This window comes from Pseudomonas sp. AC172, from assembly GCF_979258595.1.
Genome location: NZ_OZ409868.1, coordinates 4,603,263 through 4,622,132, shown reverse-complemented (window position 1 = coordinate 4,622,132; position 18,870 = coordinate 4,603,263). Strand labels below are relative to the sequence as shown.

Sequence of the window (18,870 nt, the reverse complement as noted above, 5' to 3'; positions counted from 1 at the left end):
AATGGCTCGTTACATTGGTCCAAAATGCAAACTCGCTCGTCGCGAAGGCACCGATCTCTTTCTGAAGAGCGGCGTGCGCGCGATCGAATCGAAGTGCAACATTGAAGCAGCACCTGGTATCCACGGCCAACGCCGCGGTCGCCAGTCCGACTACGGCACCCAACTGCGTGAAAAGCAGAAGGTCCGTCGTATCTACGGCGTTCTCGAGCGTCAGTTCAGCGGCTACTACAAAGAAGCTGCTGGCAAGAAAGGTGCAACCGGTGAAAACCTGCTGCAACTGCTCGAATGCCGTCTGGACAACGTTGTATACCGTATGGGCTTTGGTTCGACTCGTGCCGAATCCCGTCAGCTGGTATCGCACAAGTCGATCAGCGTTAACGGTCAGACCGTAAACGTTCCGTCGTATCAGGTTCGTGCTGGTGACGTGGTTGCAGTTCGCGAGAAAGCAAAAAACCAACTTCGCATTGTCCAAGCTCTCGATCTGTGTGCCCAACGTGGCCGCGTAGAATGGGTAGAAGTAGACACTGAGAAGAAGTCGGGCGTTTTCAAGAACGTTCCTGCTCGCAGTGATCTGTCCGCCGACATCAACGAAAGCCTGATTGTCGAGCTCTACTCCAAGTAAGGGCTAGAAAATAGGTGCATCCATGCAGATTTCGGTAAATGAGTTCCTGACACCCCGCCACATTGATGTGCAGGTTGTCAGTCCAACCCGCGCCAAGATCACTCTCGAGCCTCTCGAGCGTGGTTTTGGCCACACCCTGGGCAACGCGCTGCGACGCATCCTGTTGTCCTCAATGCCCGGCTGCGCAGTAGTCGAGGCCGAGATTGACGGTGTGCTCCACGAGTACAGCGCCATCGAAGGTGTACAGGAAGACGTAATTGAAATCCTGTTGAACCTTAAAGGTCTGGCCATCAAGCTGCACGGTCGTGACGAAGTTACGCTGACCTTGTCGAAGAAGGGTTCGGGGGTGGTTACCGCTGCCGATATTCAGCTGGATCATGATGTCGAGATCGTTAATCCCGATCACGTAATCGCTAACCTGGCGTCTAACGGCGCCCTGAACATGAAGCTCACCGTAGCTCGTGGTCGTGGTTATGAACCAGCCGACTCGCGTCAGAGCGATGAAGACGAAAGCCGCAGCATCGGTCGCTTGCAGCTTGACTCTTCGTTCAGCCCGGTTCGCCGTATCGCATACGTGGTGGAAAACGCCCGTGTCGAGCAGCGTACCAACCTGGACAAGCTGGTTATTGATCTGGAAACCAACGGTACTCTGGATCCTGAAGAGGCTATCCGCCGCGCTGCAACCATCCTGCAACAGCAGTTGGCTGCGTTCGTCGACCTCAAAGGTGACAGTGAGCCAGTGGTTGTCGAGCAGGAAGACGAGATCGATCCGATCCTGCTTCGCCCGGTTGACGATCTGGAACTGACTGTACGTTCGGCTAACTGCCTTAAGGCGGAAAACATCTACTACATCGGTGACCTGATTCAGCGTACCGAAGTAGAGCTGTTGAAGACTCCGAACCTTGGCAAGAAATCCTTGACTGAAATCAAGGACGTTCTGGCCTCCCGCGGTCTGTCCCTCGGCATGCGCCTCGACAACTGGCCGCCTGCAAGTCTTAAGAAGGACGACAAGGCGACTGCCTGATCGTCGTAATCACCGAACGTAGTGTTTGGTAAGGAATGAACCATGCGTCATCGTAAAAGTGGTCGTCACCTGAGCCGCACCAGCTCGCACCGCAAGGCCATGTTCCAAAACATGGCGGTGTCGCTGTTCGAGCACGAGCTGATCAAAACTACTCTGCCAAAAGCCAAAGAACTGCGTCGCGTTGCTGAGCCGCTGATCACTCTGGCCAAGACAGATAGCCTGGCTAACCGCCGTCTGGCTTTCGACCGTACTCGTTCGAAAGCTATCGTTGGTAAGCTCTTCAACGACCTGGGCAAGCGTTACGCTACCCGTGAGGGTGGCTACCTGCGCATCCTCAAGTGCGGTTTCCGCGCTGGCGACAACGCGCCTATGGCGTACGTCGAGTTGGTTGATCGTGCTACTGCTGGCGAAGCTGTATCCGCCGAGTAAGACGTCAGTCTGAAACAAAGAACCGGGCCTAGTGCCCGGTTTTTTGTGCGTGCAAGAAAATGCGCTGTTCATACAAGCTTCTGACATGTCTCTGTTGTCACTATGTGCTGGGAATATAATTAGTAATTATCTATCGATGTGCGCAAGTTAATGAATTTGTGGCCGTCACATGGATGATCAATACTTCCCACCAAGCCGATTAGCCGGCAGTTTCAAGACTGACAGAGGAAGAAGACCGTATGAGCCAGATTAAAACGCTTACTACCGCCAGTGGCGCACCTGTCGCTGATAACCAGAATTCTCGCTCCGCTGGCCCTCGTGGCCCGCTGCTGCTCGACGATTTCCACCTGCTCGAGAAGCTTGCGCACTTCAACCGTGAAAACATTCCTGAACGTCGTGTACACGCCAAGGGCTCGGGTGCATACGGCACTTTCACAGTGACTCGTGACATTACCGAGTACACCAGTGCCAAGTTGTTTGAAACTGTTGGCAAGCAAACCCCGACGTTCCTGCGTTTCTCGACGGTCGGCGGTGAACGCGGTTCGGCTGACACCGAGCGCGATCCACGCGGTTTCGCGTTGAAGTTCTACACCGATGAAGGTAACTGGGACATCGTTGGCAACAACACGCCAGTGTTCTTCATTCGCGATCCACTTAAATTCCCTGACTTTATCCACACGCAAAAACGTCTGCCGCAAAGCAACCTGAAAAGCGCGCAGATGATGTGGGACTTCTGGTCGCATTCGCCTGAAGCGCTGCACCAGGTCACCATTCTGTTCTCCGATCGAGGCATCCCGGACGGTTACCGTCACATGCACGGCTTCGGCAGCCACACCTACAGCCTGATCAGCGCTACAGGTGAGCGTCACTGGGTGAAATGGCACTACAAGACCAAGCAAGGCATCAAGAATCTGGCTCCGGCCGATGCTGCGCGGTTGGCTGGCACCGATCCGGATTACGCCCAGCGTGATCTGTTCGAAGCGATCGAGCGCGGTGAATTCCCGAAATGGCGCGTATGCATCCAGATCATGACTGAAGCCCAGGCCGCAGCGCATTACGAGAACCCGTTCGACGTGACCAAAACATGGTCGCAAAAAGAATTCCCGTTGATCGAGGTGGGTGAGCTGGAGCTGAACCGCAACCCGCAGAACTACTTCGCTGAAGTCGAGCAAGCCGCGTTCGGCCCAAGCAACATGGTGCCGGGTGTAGGTTTGTCGCCGGATCGCATGCTGCAAGGTCGCGTATTCGCTTACGCCGACGCCCACCGTTACCGTGTCGGCACCAATCACCAGCAACTGCCGGTGAACGCGCCACGCAGCCCGGTGAACACTTACCAGCGCGATGGCTCGATGGCGTTCGGTAGCAACGGTGGTGCAGCGCCTAATTACGAGCCGAATAGTTACACCGAAGCGCCGAAACAAGCTCCGCGTTACGCAGAGCCTGCACTGGCCCTGAGTGGTGCGGCTGATCGTTACGATCATCGCGAAGACACCGATTACTTCAGCCACGCCGGTGCGTTGTACCGCTTGATGAGTGACGAGCAAAAAGCGCTTCTGGTCAGCAACATCGCCGGCGCCATGGCGGGCGTTTCCAGTGATGTCGTCGACCGTCAGTTGCAGCATTTCTACAAAGCCGACCCGGCGTATGGAGAAGCAATCGCAAAGCTGCTGAACGTACAGCTTAACGAAGTCTAAACGAGAAGCAGAACCGCCCTCATTTGGGCGGTTTTTGCGTTATTTAGGCCGCTTTTCTCAGAATATCTTCGCTTTTATTGCGTGGAACGGGTGACCTTCCAGTCATGTTGGTTCAAACTACAGACTTTCAAGTAGGGAGATGTAGGGCGATGCAAGGCCACCCAGACGTAATCGATTACCTCAACACGTTGCTGACCGGCGAACTGGCCGCGCGTGATCAATATTTCGTTCATTCGCGGATGTATGAGGACTGGGGGTTCACCAAGCTCTACGAGCGAATCAACCATGAGATGGAAGAAGAAGCCGGTCACGCTGATGCACTGATGCGCCGGATTCTGATGCTCGAAGGCACGCCACGTATGCGTCCGGATGATCTGGATGTCGGCACCACTGTGCCGGAGATGCTGGAAGCGGATCTGCGTCTTGAATACAAAGTTCGCGCTGCCCTGTGCAAAGGCATTGAGCTGTGCGAACAGCACAAAGACTATGTCAGCCGCGAAATCCTGCGGGTTCAGCTCAACGACACTGAAGAAGACCACACCTACTGGCTGGAAAAGCAGTTGGGTCTGATCAAGCTGATCGGCCTTGAGAACTACCTGCAATCTCACACTTCCTGATTGCAATCGATACAAAAAAGCCCCTGTCACGATGAAGTGACAGGGGCTTTTTCATGTCTGGCGTTTTACGCCCGATCTCGGATCAGCAGCGGTTTGAGGTAATGTCCAGTATGAGATTGCTTCATCTCGGCCACTTCTTCCGGTGTACCGGTGGCAATGATCTGGCCACCTTTGGAGCCACCTTCCGGCCCGAGGTCGACCAGCCAGTCGGCCGTCTTGATCACGTCGAGGTTGTGTTCGATCACCACCACCGTGTTGCCGTGGTCACGCAGACGATGCAGCACGTCGAGCAATTGCTGAATATCCGCGAAGTGCAAACCGGTGGTAGGTTCATCGAGGATGTACAGGGTCTTGCCGGTGTCACGCTTGGACAGCTCGCGAGACAGCTTGACCCGTTGCGCCTCACCGCCGGACAACGTGGTCGCTGACTGGCCGAGCTTGATGTACGACAGGCCGACATCCATCAGCGTTTGCAGTTTGCGCGCCAGTGCTGGCACCGCATCAAAAAACACCCGGGCTTCCTCGATGGTCATTTCGAGGGTTTCGTGGATACTCTTGCCCTTGTACTTGATTTCAAGGGTTTCGCGGTTGTAGCGCTTGCTCTTGCACACATCGCACGGAACGTAGATGTCCGGCAGGAAGTGCATTTCTACCTTGATCAGGCCATCGCCCTGGCACGCTTCGCAGCGACCGCCCTTGACGTTGAAGGAGAAACGCCCCGGACCGTAACCACGGGAACGTGACTCAGGTACGCCGGCGAACAGTTCCCGGATCGGCGTAAACAGCCCGGTATACGTCGCTGGGTTAGAGCGCGGTGTACGGCCAATCGGGCTCTGGTCGATATCGACGACTTTATCGAGATGCTCCAGGCCTTTGATACTGTCGTGCGCTGCCGCTTCCAGCGTTGTTGCACCATTGAGTGCCGTGGCGCTGAGCGGGAACAGCGTATTGTTGATCAGTGTCGATTTGCCCGAGCCGGATACGCCGGTGACGCAAGTCAGCAAGCCAATCGGGATGTCCAGATCGACATTGCGCAGGTTGTTGCCACGCGCGCCTTTGAGCGACAGATTGAGCTTCTTGTTGCGCGGCGTACGTTTGGCCGGCACTTCAATCTTCACCCGTCCCGACAGGTATTTGCCGGTCAGGGAATGCGGGTGTGCCATGACTTCGGCCGGCGTGCCTTCGGCAACGATCTGCCCGCCGTGCACGCCGGCGCCCGGGCCGATATCGACGACATAATCAGCCAGACGAATCGCATCTTCGTCGTGCTCGACGACGATTACCGTGTTACCGATATCACGCAGGTGCTTGAGCGTGCCGAGCAGTCGGTCGTTATCACGCTGGTGCAAGCCAATGGACGGTTCGTCGAGGATGTACAACACGCCCACCAGGCCAGCGCCGATCTGGCTGGCCAGACGAATCCGCTGCGCCTCGCCACCGGACAGCGTGTCAGCGCTGCGATCCAGCGACAGATAGTCGAGACCGACGTTGACGAGGAACTGTAGACGCTCGCGGATTTCCTTGAGGATCTTGTCGGCAATTTCGCCGCGGCGGCCAGTCATCTTCAGCTCGCCGAAGTAAACGCACGCATCACCGATCGGCAGGTTGGTCACCGCCGGTAGGGTCTTCTCACCAACCCACACATGCCGCGCTTCACGACGCAGGCGCGTGCCACGGCAATCCGGGCACGCTTGGGTGCTGAGGAACTTGGCCAACTCTTCACGCACGCTCGCCGATTCGGTTTCGCGGTAGCGGCGCTCCAGATTCGGCACGATGCCTTCGAACGGGTGCGAGCGTTTGACGATATCGCCACGGTCGTTCAAATACTTGAAGTCGACATTCTGCGAACCGCTGCCGTGCAGGATCTGTTTCTGCTGCTCTGCGGTCAGTTCATTGAACGGTTTTTCCAGACTGAACTTGTAGTGCGAAGCCAGCGAGCCGAGCATCTGGAAGTAATAGACGTTGCGCCGGTCCCAGCCGCGAATCGCACCTTCGGCCAGCGTCAGATCACCGTTGACCAGGCGCTTGATGTCGAAGAACTGCTTCACCCCCAGGCCGTCGCAAGTCGGGCAGGCGCCGGCCGGGTTGTTGAAGGAGAACAGCTTCGGCTCCAGCTCGCTGATCGCGTGGCCGCAGATCGGGCAGGCAAAGCGCGCGGAGAAGATCATCTCTTCGCCCGGCTCATCGTCCATCGGCGCGACCAGAGCAATGCCGTCCGCCAGTTTCAGCGCGGTCTCGAAAGACTCGGCCAGACGTTGCTGCAGATCGGCGCGTACCTTGAAACGGTCGACGATCACATCGATCGAGTGCTTCTTCTGTTTATCGAGTTTCGGCAGCTCGTCGAGCTGCACAGATGCGGCCATTGACCCGGGCGCGAACGAAACCTTGGGCACGTAGCTCTTCGAAGACCGAAAGGTGTTCACCTTTACGCTCGCGGATCACCGGCGCCAGCAACATCAGTTTGCTGCCTTCCGGTTGCGCCAGCACCAGATCGACCATCTGGCTGACGGTCTGCGCTTCCAGCGGAATGTCGTGATCCGGGCAGCGTGGCGTACCGACGCGTGCATAGAGCAGACGCAGGTAGTCGTAGATTTCGGTGATGGTGCCGACCGTGGAGCGCGGGTTGTGCGAGGTCGACTTCTGTTCGATGGAGATCGCCGGCGACAGGCCTTCGATGGTGTCGACGTCGGGTTTTTCCATCATCGACAGGAACTGGCGGGCGTAGGCCGACAGCGATTCGACATAGCGGCGCTGACCTTCGGCGTACAACGTATCGAAGGCCAGGGACGACTTGCCGGATCCGGACAGGCCGGTGATGACGATCAGCTTGTCCCGTGGCAGGGTCAGGTCGATGTTCTTCAGGTTGTGGGTACGGGCCCCACGTATCAGGATCTTGTCCAAAGTGGCCTCGCTCGGCGGGCGTCGAAAACGTAGGAGTATACGGGCAAATACTGGATGGATGCACACTATCAAACGAAGGGTTTTTTGCCCTGGATGAAGAGAGTTTCATCTATACGCGTCAAAGCGTCGCGATCTACCCCGTCTTCCGATGGGACTGGTAGAATCGCCGCCGGTTCACACGAGGTTTTTCCATGCACGATCCCCACAGCGAACGCATGAGTGGCAGCGAGACCCGCGCGGCGAGCGGTCTGGCCCTGGTGTTCGCCTTCCGTATGCTGGGCATGTTCATGGTGTTGCCGGTACTGGCGACCTACGGCATGGATCTGGCAGGAGCGACCCCGGCCCTGATCGGGTTGGCTATCGGCGCTTACGGCCTGACCCAGGCAATCTTCCAGATACCCTTCGGGATCATTTCCGACCGCATAGGCCGTCGTCCGGTGATTTACCTCGGGCTGATCGTCTTCGCGCTCGGCAGTGTTCTGGCTTCACAGGCTGATTCGATCTGGGGCGTGATCGCCGGCCGGATCCTGCAAGGCGCCGGGGCGATTTCCGCCGCAGTCATGGCGTTGCTCTCCGATCTGACCCGCGAACAGCACCGCACCAAGGCGATGGCCATGATCGGCATGACCATCGGTTTGTCGTTTGCCGTGGCCATGGTCGTCGGGCCTTTACTGACCCGGGCTTTCGGTTTGTCTGGACTGTTCCTCGCCACGGGTGCCATGGCTCTGGTCGGTATCGCCATCATCATGTTCATGGTGCCGCGCTCTACCGGGCCGCTGCAGCATCGTGAGTCCGGCGTCGCGCGTCAGGCCTTGATGCCGACACTCAAGCATCCGGACCTGCTGCGCCTCGATCTGGGCATCTTTGTGTTACATGCCATGTTGATGTCGAGCTTCGTCGCATTGCCCCTGGCACTGGTGGAAAAAGCCGGTTTGCCCAAGGAGCAGCACTGGTGGGTCTACCTCACCGCGCTGCTGATTTCGTTCTTCGCCATGATCCCGTTCATCATCTATGGCGAGAAGAAACGCAAAATGAAACGAGTTTTGCTCGGCGCCGTCATGACGCTGATGCTGACTGAGCTATTCTTCTGGCAGTTCGGCGACAGCCTGCGGGCTCTGGTGATCGGTACGGTGGTGTTCTTCACCGCGTTCAATCTGCTGGAGGCTTCATTGCCGTCGCTGATCAGCAAGGTTTCACCGGCAGGCGGGAAGGGCACGGCGATGGGCGTGTACTCCACCAGCCAGTTCCTCGGTTCGGCACTCGGCGGGATACTCGGCGGCTGGCTGTTTCAGCATGGCGGTCTGTCGGTTGTGTTCCTTGGATGTGCCGGGCTGGCTGCACTTTGGTTAGCCTTTGCTGTTACCATGCGTGAACCTCCCTACGTGACGAGCCTGCGCTTGCCGTTGTCGCCCGAAGCGATCCGCGAAGCGGGTCTGGTCGAGCGCCTCAAGGCCCTCGTAGGGGTAACCGATGCAGTGATAGTTGCTGACGAAGCGGCTGTTTACATCAAACTGGACAAAGAATTAGTGGATCGCGACACCCTCGAACGCCTGGTGAACAACCCGGCCGGGGCTGCTTGCGAAGCCTAGGAGAACGTTATGGCCCGTGGGGTTAACAAAGTCATATTGGTCGGCACTTGCGGCCAGGATCCCGAAGTTCGCTACCTGCCTAACGGTAACGCCGTGACCAACCTGAGTCTGGCCACCAGCGAACAATGGACCGACAAGCAAACCGGTCAGAAGGTCGAGAAGACCGAATGGCACCGTGTTTCGATGTTCGGCAAGGTTGCCGAAATCGCCGGCGAATACCTGCGTAAGGGTTCGCAGGTCTACATCGAAGGCAAGCTGCAGACCCGCGAGTGGGAAAAAGACGGTATCAAGCGTTACACCACCGAAATCGTGGTCGACATGCAAGGCACCATGCAACTGCTCGGCGGCCGTCCACAACAGGGCGACCAACAAGGCGGTGGCAACAACTACCAGCAGTCGGCTCCGGCTCCACGCCAGCAGGCTCCGCGCCCGCAGCAGTCGGCTCCACAGCAGCGTTCGGCCCCGGCTCCACAGCAGGCCGCACCGCAACCGGCTCCGGATTTCGACAGCTTCGATGACGATATCCCGTTCTGAACCTCATAAGGTCGGAATGTAAAGATCTTTAGCGGGGATAAATGCTGCAACGCCCCGTAAATTAAAGACTTTATAATAAATAAGATGGCCCCGCCTCTGTAAAGAGAGCGGGGCTTTTTCTTTACATCAAAAAAAGACATCAAAAAAGTAGACATAAGAGGAAAATGTAAAGTAAAAGGTTCTCATAAGGTGCGGTGTAAAGGTGGAGCATGAAGCTTGAGGTAATCCAACACCCTACGGGGGAGCGAATTCCAATTATTCTGGACGGTGAGGGCTTCCCAGTCCCGGCTCCGAATGAGTGGATTCTTTCGCGAAGGGACCTAAGTGGAAATACCCTTACTCGTAATGGGAGGGAGTTGCTCCTATTGATGGAATGGCTGGATGACTCCGGAATCGATTTGGAGTCTCGCCTTCGGTCGGACCGGATGTTCACCGAGGCCGAGCTGAATGGCGGCCTGATAGAAAGGCTGCGTCACTCAGTCAAGAAGGCAGTTCCGGGCAAAGCTCCTGTAGCACAAAACCTGACACGCATTGGGTCGGGAACCGAAAAGATTCCAGTGGGTGAAGAAACGTTTAACCAGCGCCTTCTTACGGTAAGAAATTTTTTGGTTTGGGCGTTTGGGGTCGAGTTGGGCCGCTTGAGTAGTCGAGACCCAATGTACACTCGTATGACAATGCATCAACAGCATGTTGAACGTATCATAGATAAGGCTTTTATCGCATACGCTTCCCCAGTTTCATCATTAAGAAAGTCTTTTACACGTAAAGGACTTGAATTTTTCAATAGGGCGATACATTACAACTATCCCGCAGCTATCGGAGTTAATGAGTCAGTAAAATTCAGAAACTATATCTGCGCGATGATTATGCTCATGTATGGTCTGAGGATGGGCGAGCTTCTCAGTTTGAGAGTTCAGGATATTGTCTTCGGTAGCATTTCTGAATTGCGAGTTGTACGTCGCCCTGTGGATCCAGACGATCATAGGCAGCCTCCACCCAGAGTTAAGCGTCTCGCTAGACAGTTGCCTTTAGATAATGACGTGTTTGCGCGTGAACTATCTGAATATATTGAAATACACCGTGAAGCGATGATGGATAACGGAGATGTCGATGACCATGAATATTTGATTGTGAGCGATGAGGGTGAGCCGTTACATTTGAATACTCTGGGTCAATATTTTCGACAGCTTCGTATTGCATTTTGCGACAGTCTACCGCCAAACCTAACGTCAAAAATGCTACGTCACACATTCTCGATGTCTCTTGAAAGGCGGCTCCGGGAGGCGGGCTTTGATGAAGAGCACCGTCGTCAAACGTTGGCCGGGATACGTGGTGATAGCCGGCTTGAGTCACAGGACACTTATATCCGTGCGGGAATAGTCGAATCTGCAAATGAAGTGTTAAAACAATATCACGCTGACCTGATACCGGAATTTTGATATGAGTGCCGCTCTCGCTGTTCAAGAACTTTTTGAGGTCCATCAGTGGGAGTGGATTCCCGCTGAGGTAACTACAGCTGAAGGTTACGTCCTTTCCACAGTCGGCCCAGATTGGTATTTTCCGTATACTTTATCTTCCGGTAGTACAGGGCATTTCTCCAAGATCGTAAGCTTTCACGCAAAATTGGCGTTGCAATTATACTGTGTAGATCGCGTGAGAACCGTTTCTACACATGCGGGAATGGTTATGTTTCAAGACGTTTGGCAGGTAGTTTTGAGCCGTCCTGAAGCAGTTAGCATTTCCAACGTGGATTTTAAAAATTCGCTAATCAGTGTATTTCAAAACGCCCTCAAGACTGCCCGCTCTGAGCAGCAGCTTTGGCGCATGTATCGTCCTATCCGCTGGTACATCTGGTGCTCCGAAAACTATGCCGAGCTAGGCTTCTGTGAGGCGTATGCTCTAGAGCTTGATAGCATAATCCTACCGGGGAACCCCAAAGGCGAGGCTGTAAGAAACGAGCATGTTGATAAAGGCCCACTGAACAGGGGCTTGGAATTGCAACAGTTGATCAATGCGATGGAACGACCCACTGATCGCTCTCTGAAGCAGTTGCAAGAGCGGGCAGCGCTTGCACTTTTCATCGCTCATGGGCGAAATCCAGGCAATCTTTCTCTTTTGTTGGAGGAGGACCTAGTGAATCTCACACCTGAATCCGAGATTCCAACATGGGTTATAAATTATCCTCGGATCAAGAAAAGGCTAAAAAATCCTCGCGCAGATATGAAAGTTGTGCCGATTCCTACACAATATGCTGAATACATTCTTGAACTCATTGCAGCGGGCCAGTCGATAGACTGCTCGGCGCAAGTCGACGGTAAGAAGGTATCTCTACCTCGTCCAATGTTCATAAATACTTCGCAAAACACATCTGCACTCAATGCGGGGCGCCTTGATCAGTTGTTTCATTATGCTACATATAGTGTTACTGATCTCCTTAGGTCTTTTGTCCGCCGCCACCAAATTATGTCTCCTTTGACTCGGCGGTTGCTGATTATAAGTGCCAGAAGGTTGCGATACACACTCGCCACTAATCTCGTTTTGGATGGAGTAAGCAGGAGAGAGCTTGCCGAGCTTTTGGATCATTCGGATCTTCAGCATGTGGAGGTCTACTTCGAGCTTGCCGAGGGAATTGTTGAACATTTGGATAAAGCTCTTGTCGGTTTTTATGCGGAATTTTTAAAGTATTTTCGAGGGAGAGTTGTCCATCCTGGGGATGTAGTCAAAAATGAAGATGACTCCAGTAAGCTGATTCCGTGCATGGACGTCAATGAGGACATTGGTATCTGCGGCAAAGATAGTTTGTGTGGTCTATATCCACCTTACTCTTGCTACAAGTGCCCTAAATTTCAAGCTTACGCGGAGGCTGATCACCAAGCCGTCTACGAGTTTTTGTTCCAGCGAAGGACGCGAGTCTTGGAGGCAGGTAATTCGCGGATTGCAGTCCAGTTAGACGAAATTTTGTACGCGGTTAAACAGGTCGTATTGTTGTGTGAGTCGGAAGCCGAAAAAGCATGAAGCGAATTTCTAAAGTTACGCCATTCGTCTCTTCTTTGGAGACTGATAGAAAGCGAAATTTAGCCATGCTAGTGGCGCGTGCGAAACGTCTTTCAATGCTTGGCTTCGAGACGGTTGAGTGGGGGGCTGTCACATGGGTTATATCGGACGGTAAGCTTTCTGCCAGCCCAGGGAAAAGGAAGGGTGACGCCTCCATTAACTTTATGACCGCGCCGAAATTAGGAGGCGCCGCTCTCGAAGGGTCGTGGGCTGAGGCGGCTAAGTCGCTCATGTGCCTGCGGTTTCACAGAAAATCCTCTTCAATGTCCAGTCAGCGTAACTTTGTAACGGCGCTCGGCTATGTTGCCCATATTGCTGGGTCTACTGAGGTTTGGGAGCTTAAGCGTGAGGTGTTAGATAGGGCTTGTGCCTTGATTGCTTCACACTATTCTGAAACCTCGGCTTATAACCTTTACAAGGCGTTGCACGAATTTACTGATTATTGCGATGCGAATTTTTTGTGCAATGTGAGCCTTCGATATCGCTATCACGCATTCAGCCGACCAAGTGCTGTCAATTCACGGGAACAGACGCGGCTGGACGATGCGCAAAATGAGACCACCAAAGCTGAAAAAATGGTTAGCCCCGAGGTTCTCCAAGCTCTAGGTGTTTTGTTTCTCGATGTGCCCAAGGATCATAATCTTCGTATTTATGTTGTGATGCTCACATTTCTGGCCTTCATGGGGCGCCGTTTTAGCGAGCTTGCAATGATGCCATTTCAATTGGTTGGGACGGTGGCCAATGGCGAGCGCTACATTTACACGTTTCCAGGTAAAGCTAAAAGCGGGGATGATCCAAGTGTTAAAAGACGCGTGTTTATTCCTACCAAAGCAGAAGAAGTTATTGAACAATGCGTCCAGGAGTTTTCAGATTTAAGTCAAAGTCCAAGGGAAACGGCCAAAGAAATGCGGAGATGTGAAGGTCCGGATCTGCGTTTTGTTCCTAAAGTTTCTGAGGATTATAGATTTTACAGTCTTGAATTAAGCGAGCTTGGGATTCCTAATTTAGTTGGGGCAAATGGATGGGCAAGGAAAAATGGACTGGCTTTTCCGGATTTCAATAAGCTCACTCTACAGGGTATAAGGCCAGCGAATCCGTCTCACTATGTCACTCGCTCGGGGATCGTTGCGTATTGCCAGTCTCTATACAATCCTAGACAGATTGAGTGGCTGATCAAGGATTCGGAGGGTATTACTTACTTTCCTGAGAATATTTTGCTTCTACGTTTTATGGGGTTGTCATCAGGTATGTATTCTCGCTCCATTGCGCAACCCATAAGTCATGCAATGTTGCAAAGATTTATAAAGGTGGACATTCATCCTTTGGTAGCGAAATTTGTTTCGTCTGATTTGCAGCTTAAGTTTACCAGTCATCAATTTAGACACACGCTAAATACTTTGTTGGATGAAGGTGGGCTATCTGAACTTATGCAAACTCGTTGGTTTAACCGCACAAACCCACGAGATACCAAGGCATATCAGCATTCCAGCCCGGCGAAGAAGGCGCTCATGTATCGTGAGATGATCAAACTTGGCGAGGTCGGAGGCCCAATTGCAGATACTTACCACCAACTCCCGGTTACGCAGAAAGACGCATTTCTAATAGCTAAGGTTAGAGCTATCCATGATCTGGGGCCAGGATTTTGTACGCACTCCTTCGCGCAGAGCCCTTGTCCAAAAGGTCTCGAATGCCAAGCGGAGTGCAACGAGTATTCTTGGGTAAAGACCAATGAAGATGGCCGGGCTGAAACCATTCGATTGTATAAAACCCACGTGGTGCAGGTTGAGGCTGCTGCTTCGAAATACTCATCAAAACGTAAGGGGGAAAGCGAACAGTGGCTAGTGCACGCGACCAAAAAGCTTGGCGTAATGGAAAGGCAGCTTCTTGACTATGGTGTGGATCCGCACCTTGTGAAAATGGAGGCATTGGCTAGTGAATAAGAATGGTGAAAGTCGTTCTCGACGTATGACTGACGGTGATATACGTCGAATAGTCAGAGACCTAGACCTTTGGGCATTGGGGGAAAAAAACGGGGAACTGTCTTGGGCCGCTGTGGAGGAAATGTCGGGATTTACACGTCAGGCTCTGAATGCACGCCCTGAGATCAAGGCAGCCTTTGGCGTTGCTAAGGAAGCGTTACGGACCGGTGGGGCTGGCAAAGCAAAGCAAGAGGCGCTCGGTGATAATGCGTTGTTGCTCAACGAGAACGCACGCCTCAAGGCTGAGATCGCGGCGTACGCAGCGAGGGAAACGGCGTGGAAGGCACGCTGGCAAAGAATCGCGTTCAACCTTAGGTTGAATAATCGTCAAGTCAGCCATATTGATCGGCCTGCACCCGATGGCGTGAAGTTGCCTTCTGAGCGCGAGACAGATTCAATTTTAAGACCATTTGACAAGGAGATACCCTCGTCCGGTCGGACGTAATCGGGGCCACGTTTTGCCCGATTAGCGGGATCAGTTTCATATCCTTCGCTTTCTGCTGACAAGATCCGAGCGACCAAATGGCTCAGAGTTGTCTCCAAAGCCTGTTGCGCTTCATCCAGTCCGCTCATCGGAAAAAATCGTGTTCATCAATCCAAAGTATTCCGCTGCGATCTTTGGGATTTCCTGTAGCTGCGCCATGATTGAATGAGCTAGCCAAAATGAATGGGGTGACCATAGAATCATTTTGATGCCATGATCAAAAGATCATTGGGTTTGTGCTGAAGGAACAGTATGAAAGTCGTCAGACTCACCATTCAAAATTTTCGTGGCATCCGGCTCGCGAACCTAATTTTTGATGGCCATACCCTTATGGTCGGAACCAACAACGTTGGCAAGAGTACGATTTGCGAAGCTTTGGATCTTGTATTAGGCCCTGACAGATTAAATCGCTTTCCGCCCATAGATGAGTTCGACTTTTACAACGGCATTTATTTATTCCCTCCCATAGCGGAGGGGGACGAGCCGCAACCGGTACAGCTGCGCATTGAAGCGGTTGTGATTGAGCTTAACGGCGAGGTTGGCAACAAATGCGGCGGCAACATCGAGTTTTGGCACCTGGTTGAAAATCGAATTCTCGGTCCAGGAGAGATCGAGGCAGCGAATCCCCCCGAGGTAGTCCCGTGTTTGCGAATTGAAACGGTGGGTAAATACGACGCTGAAGAGGATGAGTTTGTCGCTAAAAGCTATTTTTCGCACAGCCCAGATGCCCCACTTGGAGAGCTGACGTCAGTTCCCAAGGCGATCAAACGCCAGTTTGGATTTCTTTATCTCAGAACCCTCAGGACAGGTTCGCGAGCGCTCAGTCTTGAACGTGGATCGATGCTAGACATCATCTTGCGCACAAAAGGGGTAAGGACAAGCTTGTGGGAAAAGACCATCTCCCGTTTGAAAAATCTCGACATCGAAGCTGATGCCGCTGAAATTGCTCCAGTTCTTCGATCTGTAGAGAAGCGTCTTGCTCGATACATTGCGCTGGAGTCTAACGGCAATGCCACGAAGCTGCATGTGTCAGAACTGACCCGCGAGCATCTACGCAAAACCATGACCTTTTTCCTGGCGTTAGCGCCTGATCAGGGGCACGTGCCATTCGCTCACGCTGGCACCGGCACTATTAATACCCTGGTATTGGCACTGCTGTCGTTCATCGCAGACCTTAAGCCTGATACGGTTATCTTTGCTATGGAGGAACCTGAAATTGCAGTCCCGCCCCATACTCAACGCCGCATCGCTGAGTATTTAACAACGAAGACGACACAGGCTTTTGTTACCTCACACTCACCATTTGTAATTGAAAAGTTTGAGCCAAGCAAAACGCTTCTCCTTGCTCGCGATGGAGGTATTGTCACTGCGAGAAAAGTGTCCGACGCTACTGGCCTGAAAGACAACGATTACAAGCGTTTTTCCCGTTCCGGACTTTCAGAATGCATGCTTGGTAGAGCGGCGATAGTTGTCGAGGGGATCACTGAATTTCACGCATTGCCAATTGTTGCTCGCCGTATGGAGGAAAGCGACCCGACCCTCCAGCCGCTTGATATCGCAGGGGTGGCTTTCTTCGATGCAGACGGCGAATCGAACATGCCGAAATTCGGTAAGTTTTTTAAGACGTTGGGACTTCGCACATTCGGATTTTATGACTTCGACTACAAGCACATACGCAAAGCCGAGCAGGCGAAAGCACTCGCTGATAATTATGAAATCAACGTAGAGCATGCCTACAAAGGATTCGAAGGCCTACTTTCTACTGAGGTGCCTGCGGATCGCCTGTGGTCATTTCTGACCACGTTGAAGGCCAACAACGAGAATGGTAATGCCGCGATTCCTGACCAGCGTCCCAACGACGAGATGGTAAGAGGTTTAGCAAGAGACGTTTTGGGAAGTAACAAGGGAGCTGGTTGGTCCGCTCGCCTCCTTGATGAATGTGCGATTCACGAGCTGCCGGAAACGGTAACTAAATTTTTAACTTCGATTTATGCGCTCTTTCCTTTGCCACCACCGATCAATGACGGTCCGGAGCAGGAGGTAGGGGACGATGCATGGCCGCCGAAGATATGAACGACGCCTGCGGACTGCGCGATAGCGTATTAGCATGTGAGGGCCACGTTCTTGTAATGGGCGGCCCAGGTAGCGGCAAGACAACGGTCGCCCTTCGAAAAGCCGTACAACGCATTAAGCGTGGCATGCAGCCAGGACAGTCGGTGCTGTTTCTCAGCTTTTCCCGCGCAGCAGTTGCTCGGATACTCGACGCCGCCAAGCTTGAATCCTCCAGCGAGGAGCGAGAGCAACTGTCCATCCAGACATTTCACTCATTCTTCTGGAGCATCTTGAAAGCACATGGTTATCTACTTGGTGTGCCATACAAGCTTTCAATTCTATTACCCCAGGATGAGAAAGCTATTTCTGGTGGAATCGATGAGCGAGATGAAGGTTGGGCTGACTGGCAGGCGGAGCGAGAACAACTCTTCCGAGTAGACGGTAGGGTTGCTTTCGATCTATTTGCGCAAAACGTTGTGAGGTTACTCAGTCTCAGTAAACATCTGCTGTCCTCCCTGGCAAGCCGGCACCCACTCATAATCGTGGATGAAGCCCAGGATACCGGGGATCAGGCTTGGCAGTGTATCGGGATGCTTGCTCCATATACGCAGATCTTATGCCTCGCCGATCTCGAACAGCAGATATTCGACTTCCTTCCGGGCGTTGGACCTGAACGCATCATCGCAATTCGAGACGTACTTCATCCCCATGAGGTTGATCTTGGGGCTCAAAATTACCGAAGTCCTGATTCTGAAATTCTAGCTTTTGGCAATGACATCCTAAGTGGCGAAGTGCGTGGTGCTTCCTACAAGGGTGTCTCGACGCTGTCTTACAGGCCTGAGAAGCCGCCTCCAAATTGGAACCATCTGCTGCGTCGCGCTCTGTCTCAGCTTTACGATGCTACTAAGGCGCAGACGGGCTCATTCCCAGAGTCCATAGCTATCTTGGTTTCTAACAATAGAAGCGCATTAAAAATGTCTAATGCGCTGAACGCGCTTGGCTCAAATGTGGGCAAGGTTATAAATCACAAGTTGCTTTTCGATGAAGCAGAATCGCTGTTGTCTGCACGGTTTGCTGCATTTTTATTGGAGCCGAAGAACCTGGAGCAAATGGAAACTCACGTCGCTACCGGTATGGAGCTAATCGCTGCCGCCCGCAGTGCGACGGGGCAAGCAAGAAAAGACGTAGCAAAATTGAAAGAACAGGCTCTGAAAATTAGGAGTGGAAAAGCGTTAAATATTAATATCGCAAGATCATTGCGAATCCTGATCTCCGACTTAAATCTTAGATTCACGGGTGATCCAGCTGCGGATTGGTTGGAGGTGAAACGTAGTCTTCGATCTACCAACCAAGCTGAACTCATCCGGGTTGCTTTACAGCTGGATTTTTTGGTGGCTTTCAGGCGCGGACATCGCATTGCTTCCGCATTTTCTTCAGAGTGGTTGCGCGATGGCGCTTACACAAATGCTCGTTTGGCACTTGATCAAGCGTTGGCGCAAGAACAGATATTGGATGGATCTGAGGATTCACCCTTCTTGCAAGTTATGAACATTCACAAGGCGAAGGGAAAGCAATTCGATGGCGTAATTTTGGTTCGGGAGGCAAGACGGAGCGGGGCGGTTGTGGAGTCATCGTTTATTTGGCGAGACGATCTTCCACCTTACCTTAAAAGTCGCAAAGTGCTGCGGGTTGCGCTGACGCGGGCGCGAACCCATGTGGTTATCTTAGATCCCCAGTGGCCACCTTGTCCTCTGCTTAAAGGCCATCGGTTATAAGCAAGCGTTGATGGATACTGCCCGATCTGGCTCCGATCAGCGTAGCCGGTAGTCAGGTTGACTTCGGCCGCCGAAGACTGCGACAGGCCTGCTTTTAATGCAGGGCTAATTCACAG

13 protein-coding genes and 1 pseudogene are annotated in these 18,870 nt (G+C 53.1%); 13 read left to right on the top strand and 1 reads right to left on the bottom strand.

The genetic code is table 11. From position 1 onward, the window contains the following. Window position 1: 1 nt before the first annotated feature. From rpsD to bfr, 5 genes are all read left to right on the top strand, one after another. Complete coding sequence (rpsD, locus tag ACZ0A4_RS20860) at window positions 2–622, top strand: 30S ribosomal protein S4 (protein ID WP_003176404.1); 621 nt, start codon at window positions 2–4, stop codon at window positions 620–622. Between the two features lie 22 nt (window positions 623–644). Beyond that, entirely contained in the window at window positions 645–1,646 is a 1,002-nt protein-coding gene (locus ACZ0A4_RS20855; RefSeq protein WP_003186012.1) for a DNA-directed RNA polymerase subunit alpha, read from the top strand. Between the two features lie 42 nt (window positions 1,647–1,688). Then, window positions 1,689–2,075: a 50S ribosomal protein L17 gene (gene rplQ, locus ACZ0A4_RS20850; RefSeq protein ID WP_003176402.1), complete on the top strand. Its 387-nt coding sequence runs from the start codon at window positions 1,689–1,691 to the stop codon at window positions 2,073–2,075. Window positions 2,076–2,314: 239 nt separating this feature from the next. After that, window positions 2,315–3,769 carry a catalase gene (locus tag ACZ0A4_RS20845; RefSeq protein WP_463576244.1) on the top strand — a complete coding sequence of 485 codons (1,455 nt, stop codon included), beginning with the start codon at window positions 2,315–2,317 and terminating at the stop codon, window positions 3,767–3,769. Between the two features lie 149 nt (window positions 3,770–3,918). Next, window positions 3,919–4,386 (top strand): bacterioferritin, encoded by a 468-nt coding sequence (gene bfr, locus ACZ0A4_RS20840; RefSeq protein ID WP_007918444.1) that lies wholly within the window; start codon window positions 3,919–3,921, stop codon window positions 4,384–4,386. A 65-nt stretch (window positions 4,387–4,451) separates the two neighbouring features. On the opposite strand, the pseudogene uvrA reads toward bfr, so the two are convergent. Further along, window positions 4,452–7,287, bottom strand: a pseudogene (uvrA, locus tag ACZ0A4_RS20835) (excinuclease ABC subunit UvrA). A gap of 191 nt (window positions 7,288–7,478) precedes the next feature. Here uvrA and ACZ0A4_RS20830 point away from each other — a divergent pair. From ACZ0A4_RS20830 to ACZ0A4_RS20795, 8 genes are all read left to right on the top strand, one after another. Next, window positions 7,479–8,876, top strand: a complete 1,398-nt coding sequence (locus ACZ0A4_RS20830; RefSeq protein WP_141126630.1) for an MFS transporter — start codon at window positions 7,479–7,481, stop codon at window positions 8,874–8,876. A 9-nt stretch (window positions 8,877–8,885) separates the two neighbouring features. Continuing rightward, a complete protein-coding gene (locus tag ACZ0A4_RS20825; protein ID WP_008081898.1) occupies window positions 8,886–9,410 on the top strand; it encodes a single-stranded DNA-binding protein in 525 nt (174 codons plus the stop codon). A 368-nt stretch (window positions 9,411–9,778) separates the two neighbouring features. Then, on the top strand, window positions 9,779–10,849 hold the full coding sequence (locus ACZ0A4_RS20820; protein WP_463576243.1) for a site-specific integrase: 1,071 nt from the start codon (window positions 9,779–9,781) through the stop codon (window positions 10,847–10,849). A 1-nt stretch (window position 10,850) separates the two neighbouring features. After that, the gene (locus tag ACZ0A4_RS20815) at window positions 10,851–12,425 is read left to right on the top strand and encodes a site-specific integrase (protein WP_463576242.1); all 1,575 of its coding nucleotides are present in this window, start codon (window positions 10,851–10,853) and stop codon (window positions 12,423–12,425) included. Next, on the top strand, window positions 12,422–14,404 hold the full coding sequence (locus tag ACZ0A4_RS20810) for an integrase (RefSeq protein ID WP_294173740.1): 1,983 nt from the start codon (window positions 12,422–12,424) through the stop codon (window positions 14,402–14,404). The genes ACZ0A4_RS20815 and ACZ0A4_RS20810 overlap by 4 nt, the downstream gene beginning before the upstream one ends. Then, window positions 14,397–14,888 (top strand): protein kinase, encoded by a 492-nt coding sequence (locus ACZ0A4_RS20805; protein WP_294363412.1) that lies wholly within the window; start codon window positions 14,397–14,399, stop codon window positions 14,886–14,888. The genes ACZ0A4_RS20810 and ACZ0A4_RS20805 overlap by 8 nt, the downstream gene beginning before the upstream one ends. A gap of 291 nt (window positions 14,889–15,179) precedes the next feature. Continuing rightward, window positions 15,180–17,000, top strand: coding sequence for an ATP-dependent nuclease (locus tag ACZ0A4_RS20800; protein ID WP_463576241.1), 1,821 nt, complete (start codon window positions 15,180–15,182; stop codon window positions 16,998–17,000). Beyond that, window positions 16,982–18,754 carry a UvrD-helicase domain-containing protein gene (locus ACZ0A4_RS20795; RefSeq protein WP_463576240.1) on the top strand — a complete coding sequence of 591 codons (1,773 nt, stop codon included), beginning with the start codon at window positions 16,982–16,984 and terminating at the stop codon, window positions 18,752–18,754. Before ACZ0A4_RS20800 ends, ACZ0A4_RS20795 begins: the two co-directional genes overlap by 19 nt. Window positions 18,755–18,870 lie beyond the last annotated feature (116 nt).

Excerpts from the sequence above, each read along its gene's own strand:
- ACZ0A4_RS20825 (WP_008081898.1), top strand. The coding sequence starts at position 8,886 with ATGGCCCGTGGGGTTAACAAAGTCATATTGGTCGGCACTTGCGGCCAG.
- ACZ0A4_RS20845 (WP_463576244.1), top strand. The coding sequence starts at position 2,315 with ATGAGCCAGATTAAAACGCTTACTACCGCCAGTGGCGCACCTGTCGCT.
- ACZ0A4_RS20855 (WP_003186012.1), top strand. The coding sequence starts at position 645 with ATGCAGATTTCGGTAAATGAGTTCCTGACACCCCGCCACATTGATGTG.
- ACZ0A4_RS20800 (WP_463576241.1), top strand. The coding sequence starts at position 15,180 with ATGAAAGTCGTCAGACTCACCATTCAAAATTTTCGTGGCATCCGGCTC.
- ACZ0A4_RS20815 (WP_463576242.1), top strand. The coding sequence starts at position 10,851 with ATGAGTGCCGCTCTCGCTGTTCAAGAACTTTTTGAGGTCCATCAGTGG.
- bfr (WP_007918444.1), top strand. The coding sequence starts at position 3,919 with ATGCAAGGCCACCCAGACGTAATCGATTACCTCAACACGTTGCTGACC.
- rpsD (WP_003176404.1), top strand. The coding sequence starts at position 2 with ATGGCTCGTTACATTGGTCCAAAATGCAAACTCGCTCGTCGCGAAGGC.
- rplQ (WP_003176402.1), top strand. The coding sequence starts at position 1,689 with ATGCGTCATCGTAAAAGTGGTCGTCACCTGAGCCGCACCAGCTCGCAC.
- ACZ0A4_RS20820 (WP_463576243.1), top strand. The coding sequence starts at position 9,779 with ATGGAATGGCTGGATGACTCCGGAATCGATTTGGAGTCTCGCCTTCGG.
- ACZ0A4_RS20795 (WP_463576240.1), top strand. The coding sequence starts at position 16,982 with ATGGCCGCCGAAGATATGAACGACGCCTGCGGACTGCGCGATAGCGTA.
- ACZ0A4_RS20830 (WP_141126630.1), top strand. The coding sequence starts at position 7,479 with ATGCACGATCCCCACAGCGAACGCATGAGTGGCAGCGAGACCCGCGCG.
- ACZ0A4_RS20810 (WP_294173740.1), top strand. The coding sequence starts at position 12,422 with ATGAAGCGAATTTCTAAAGTTACGCCATTCGTCTCTTCTTTGGAGACT.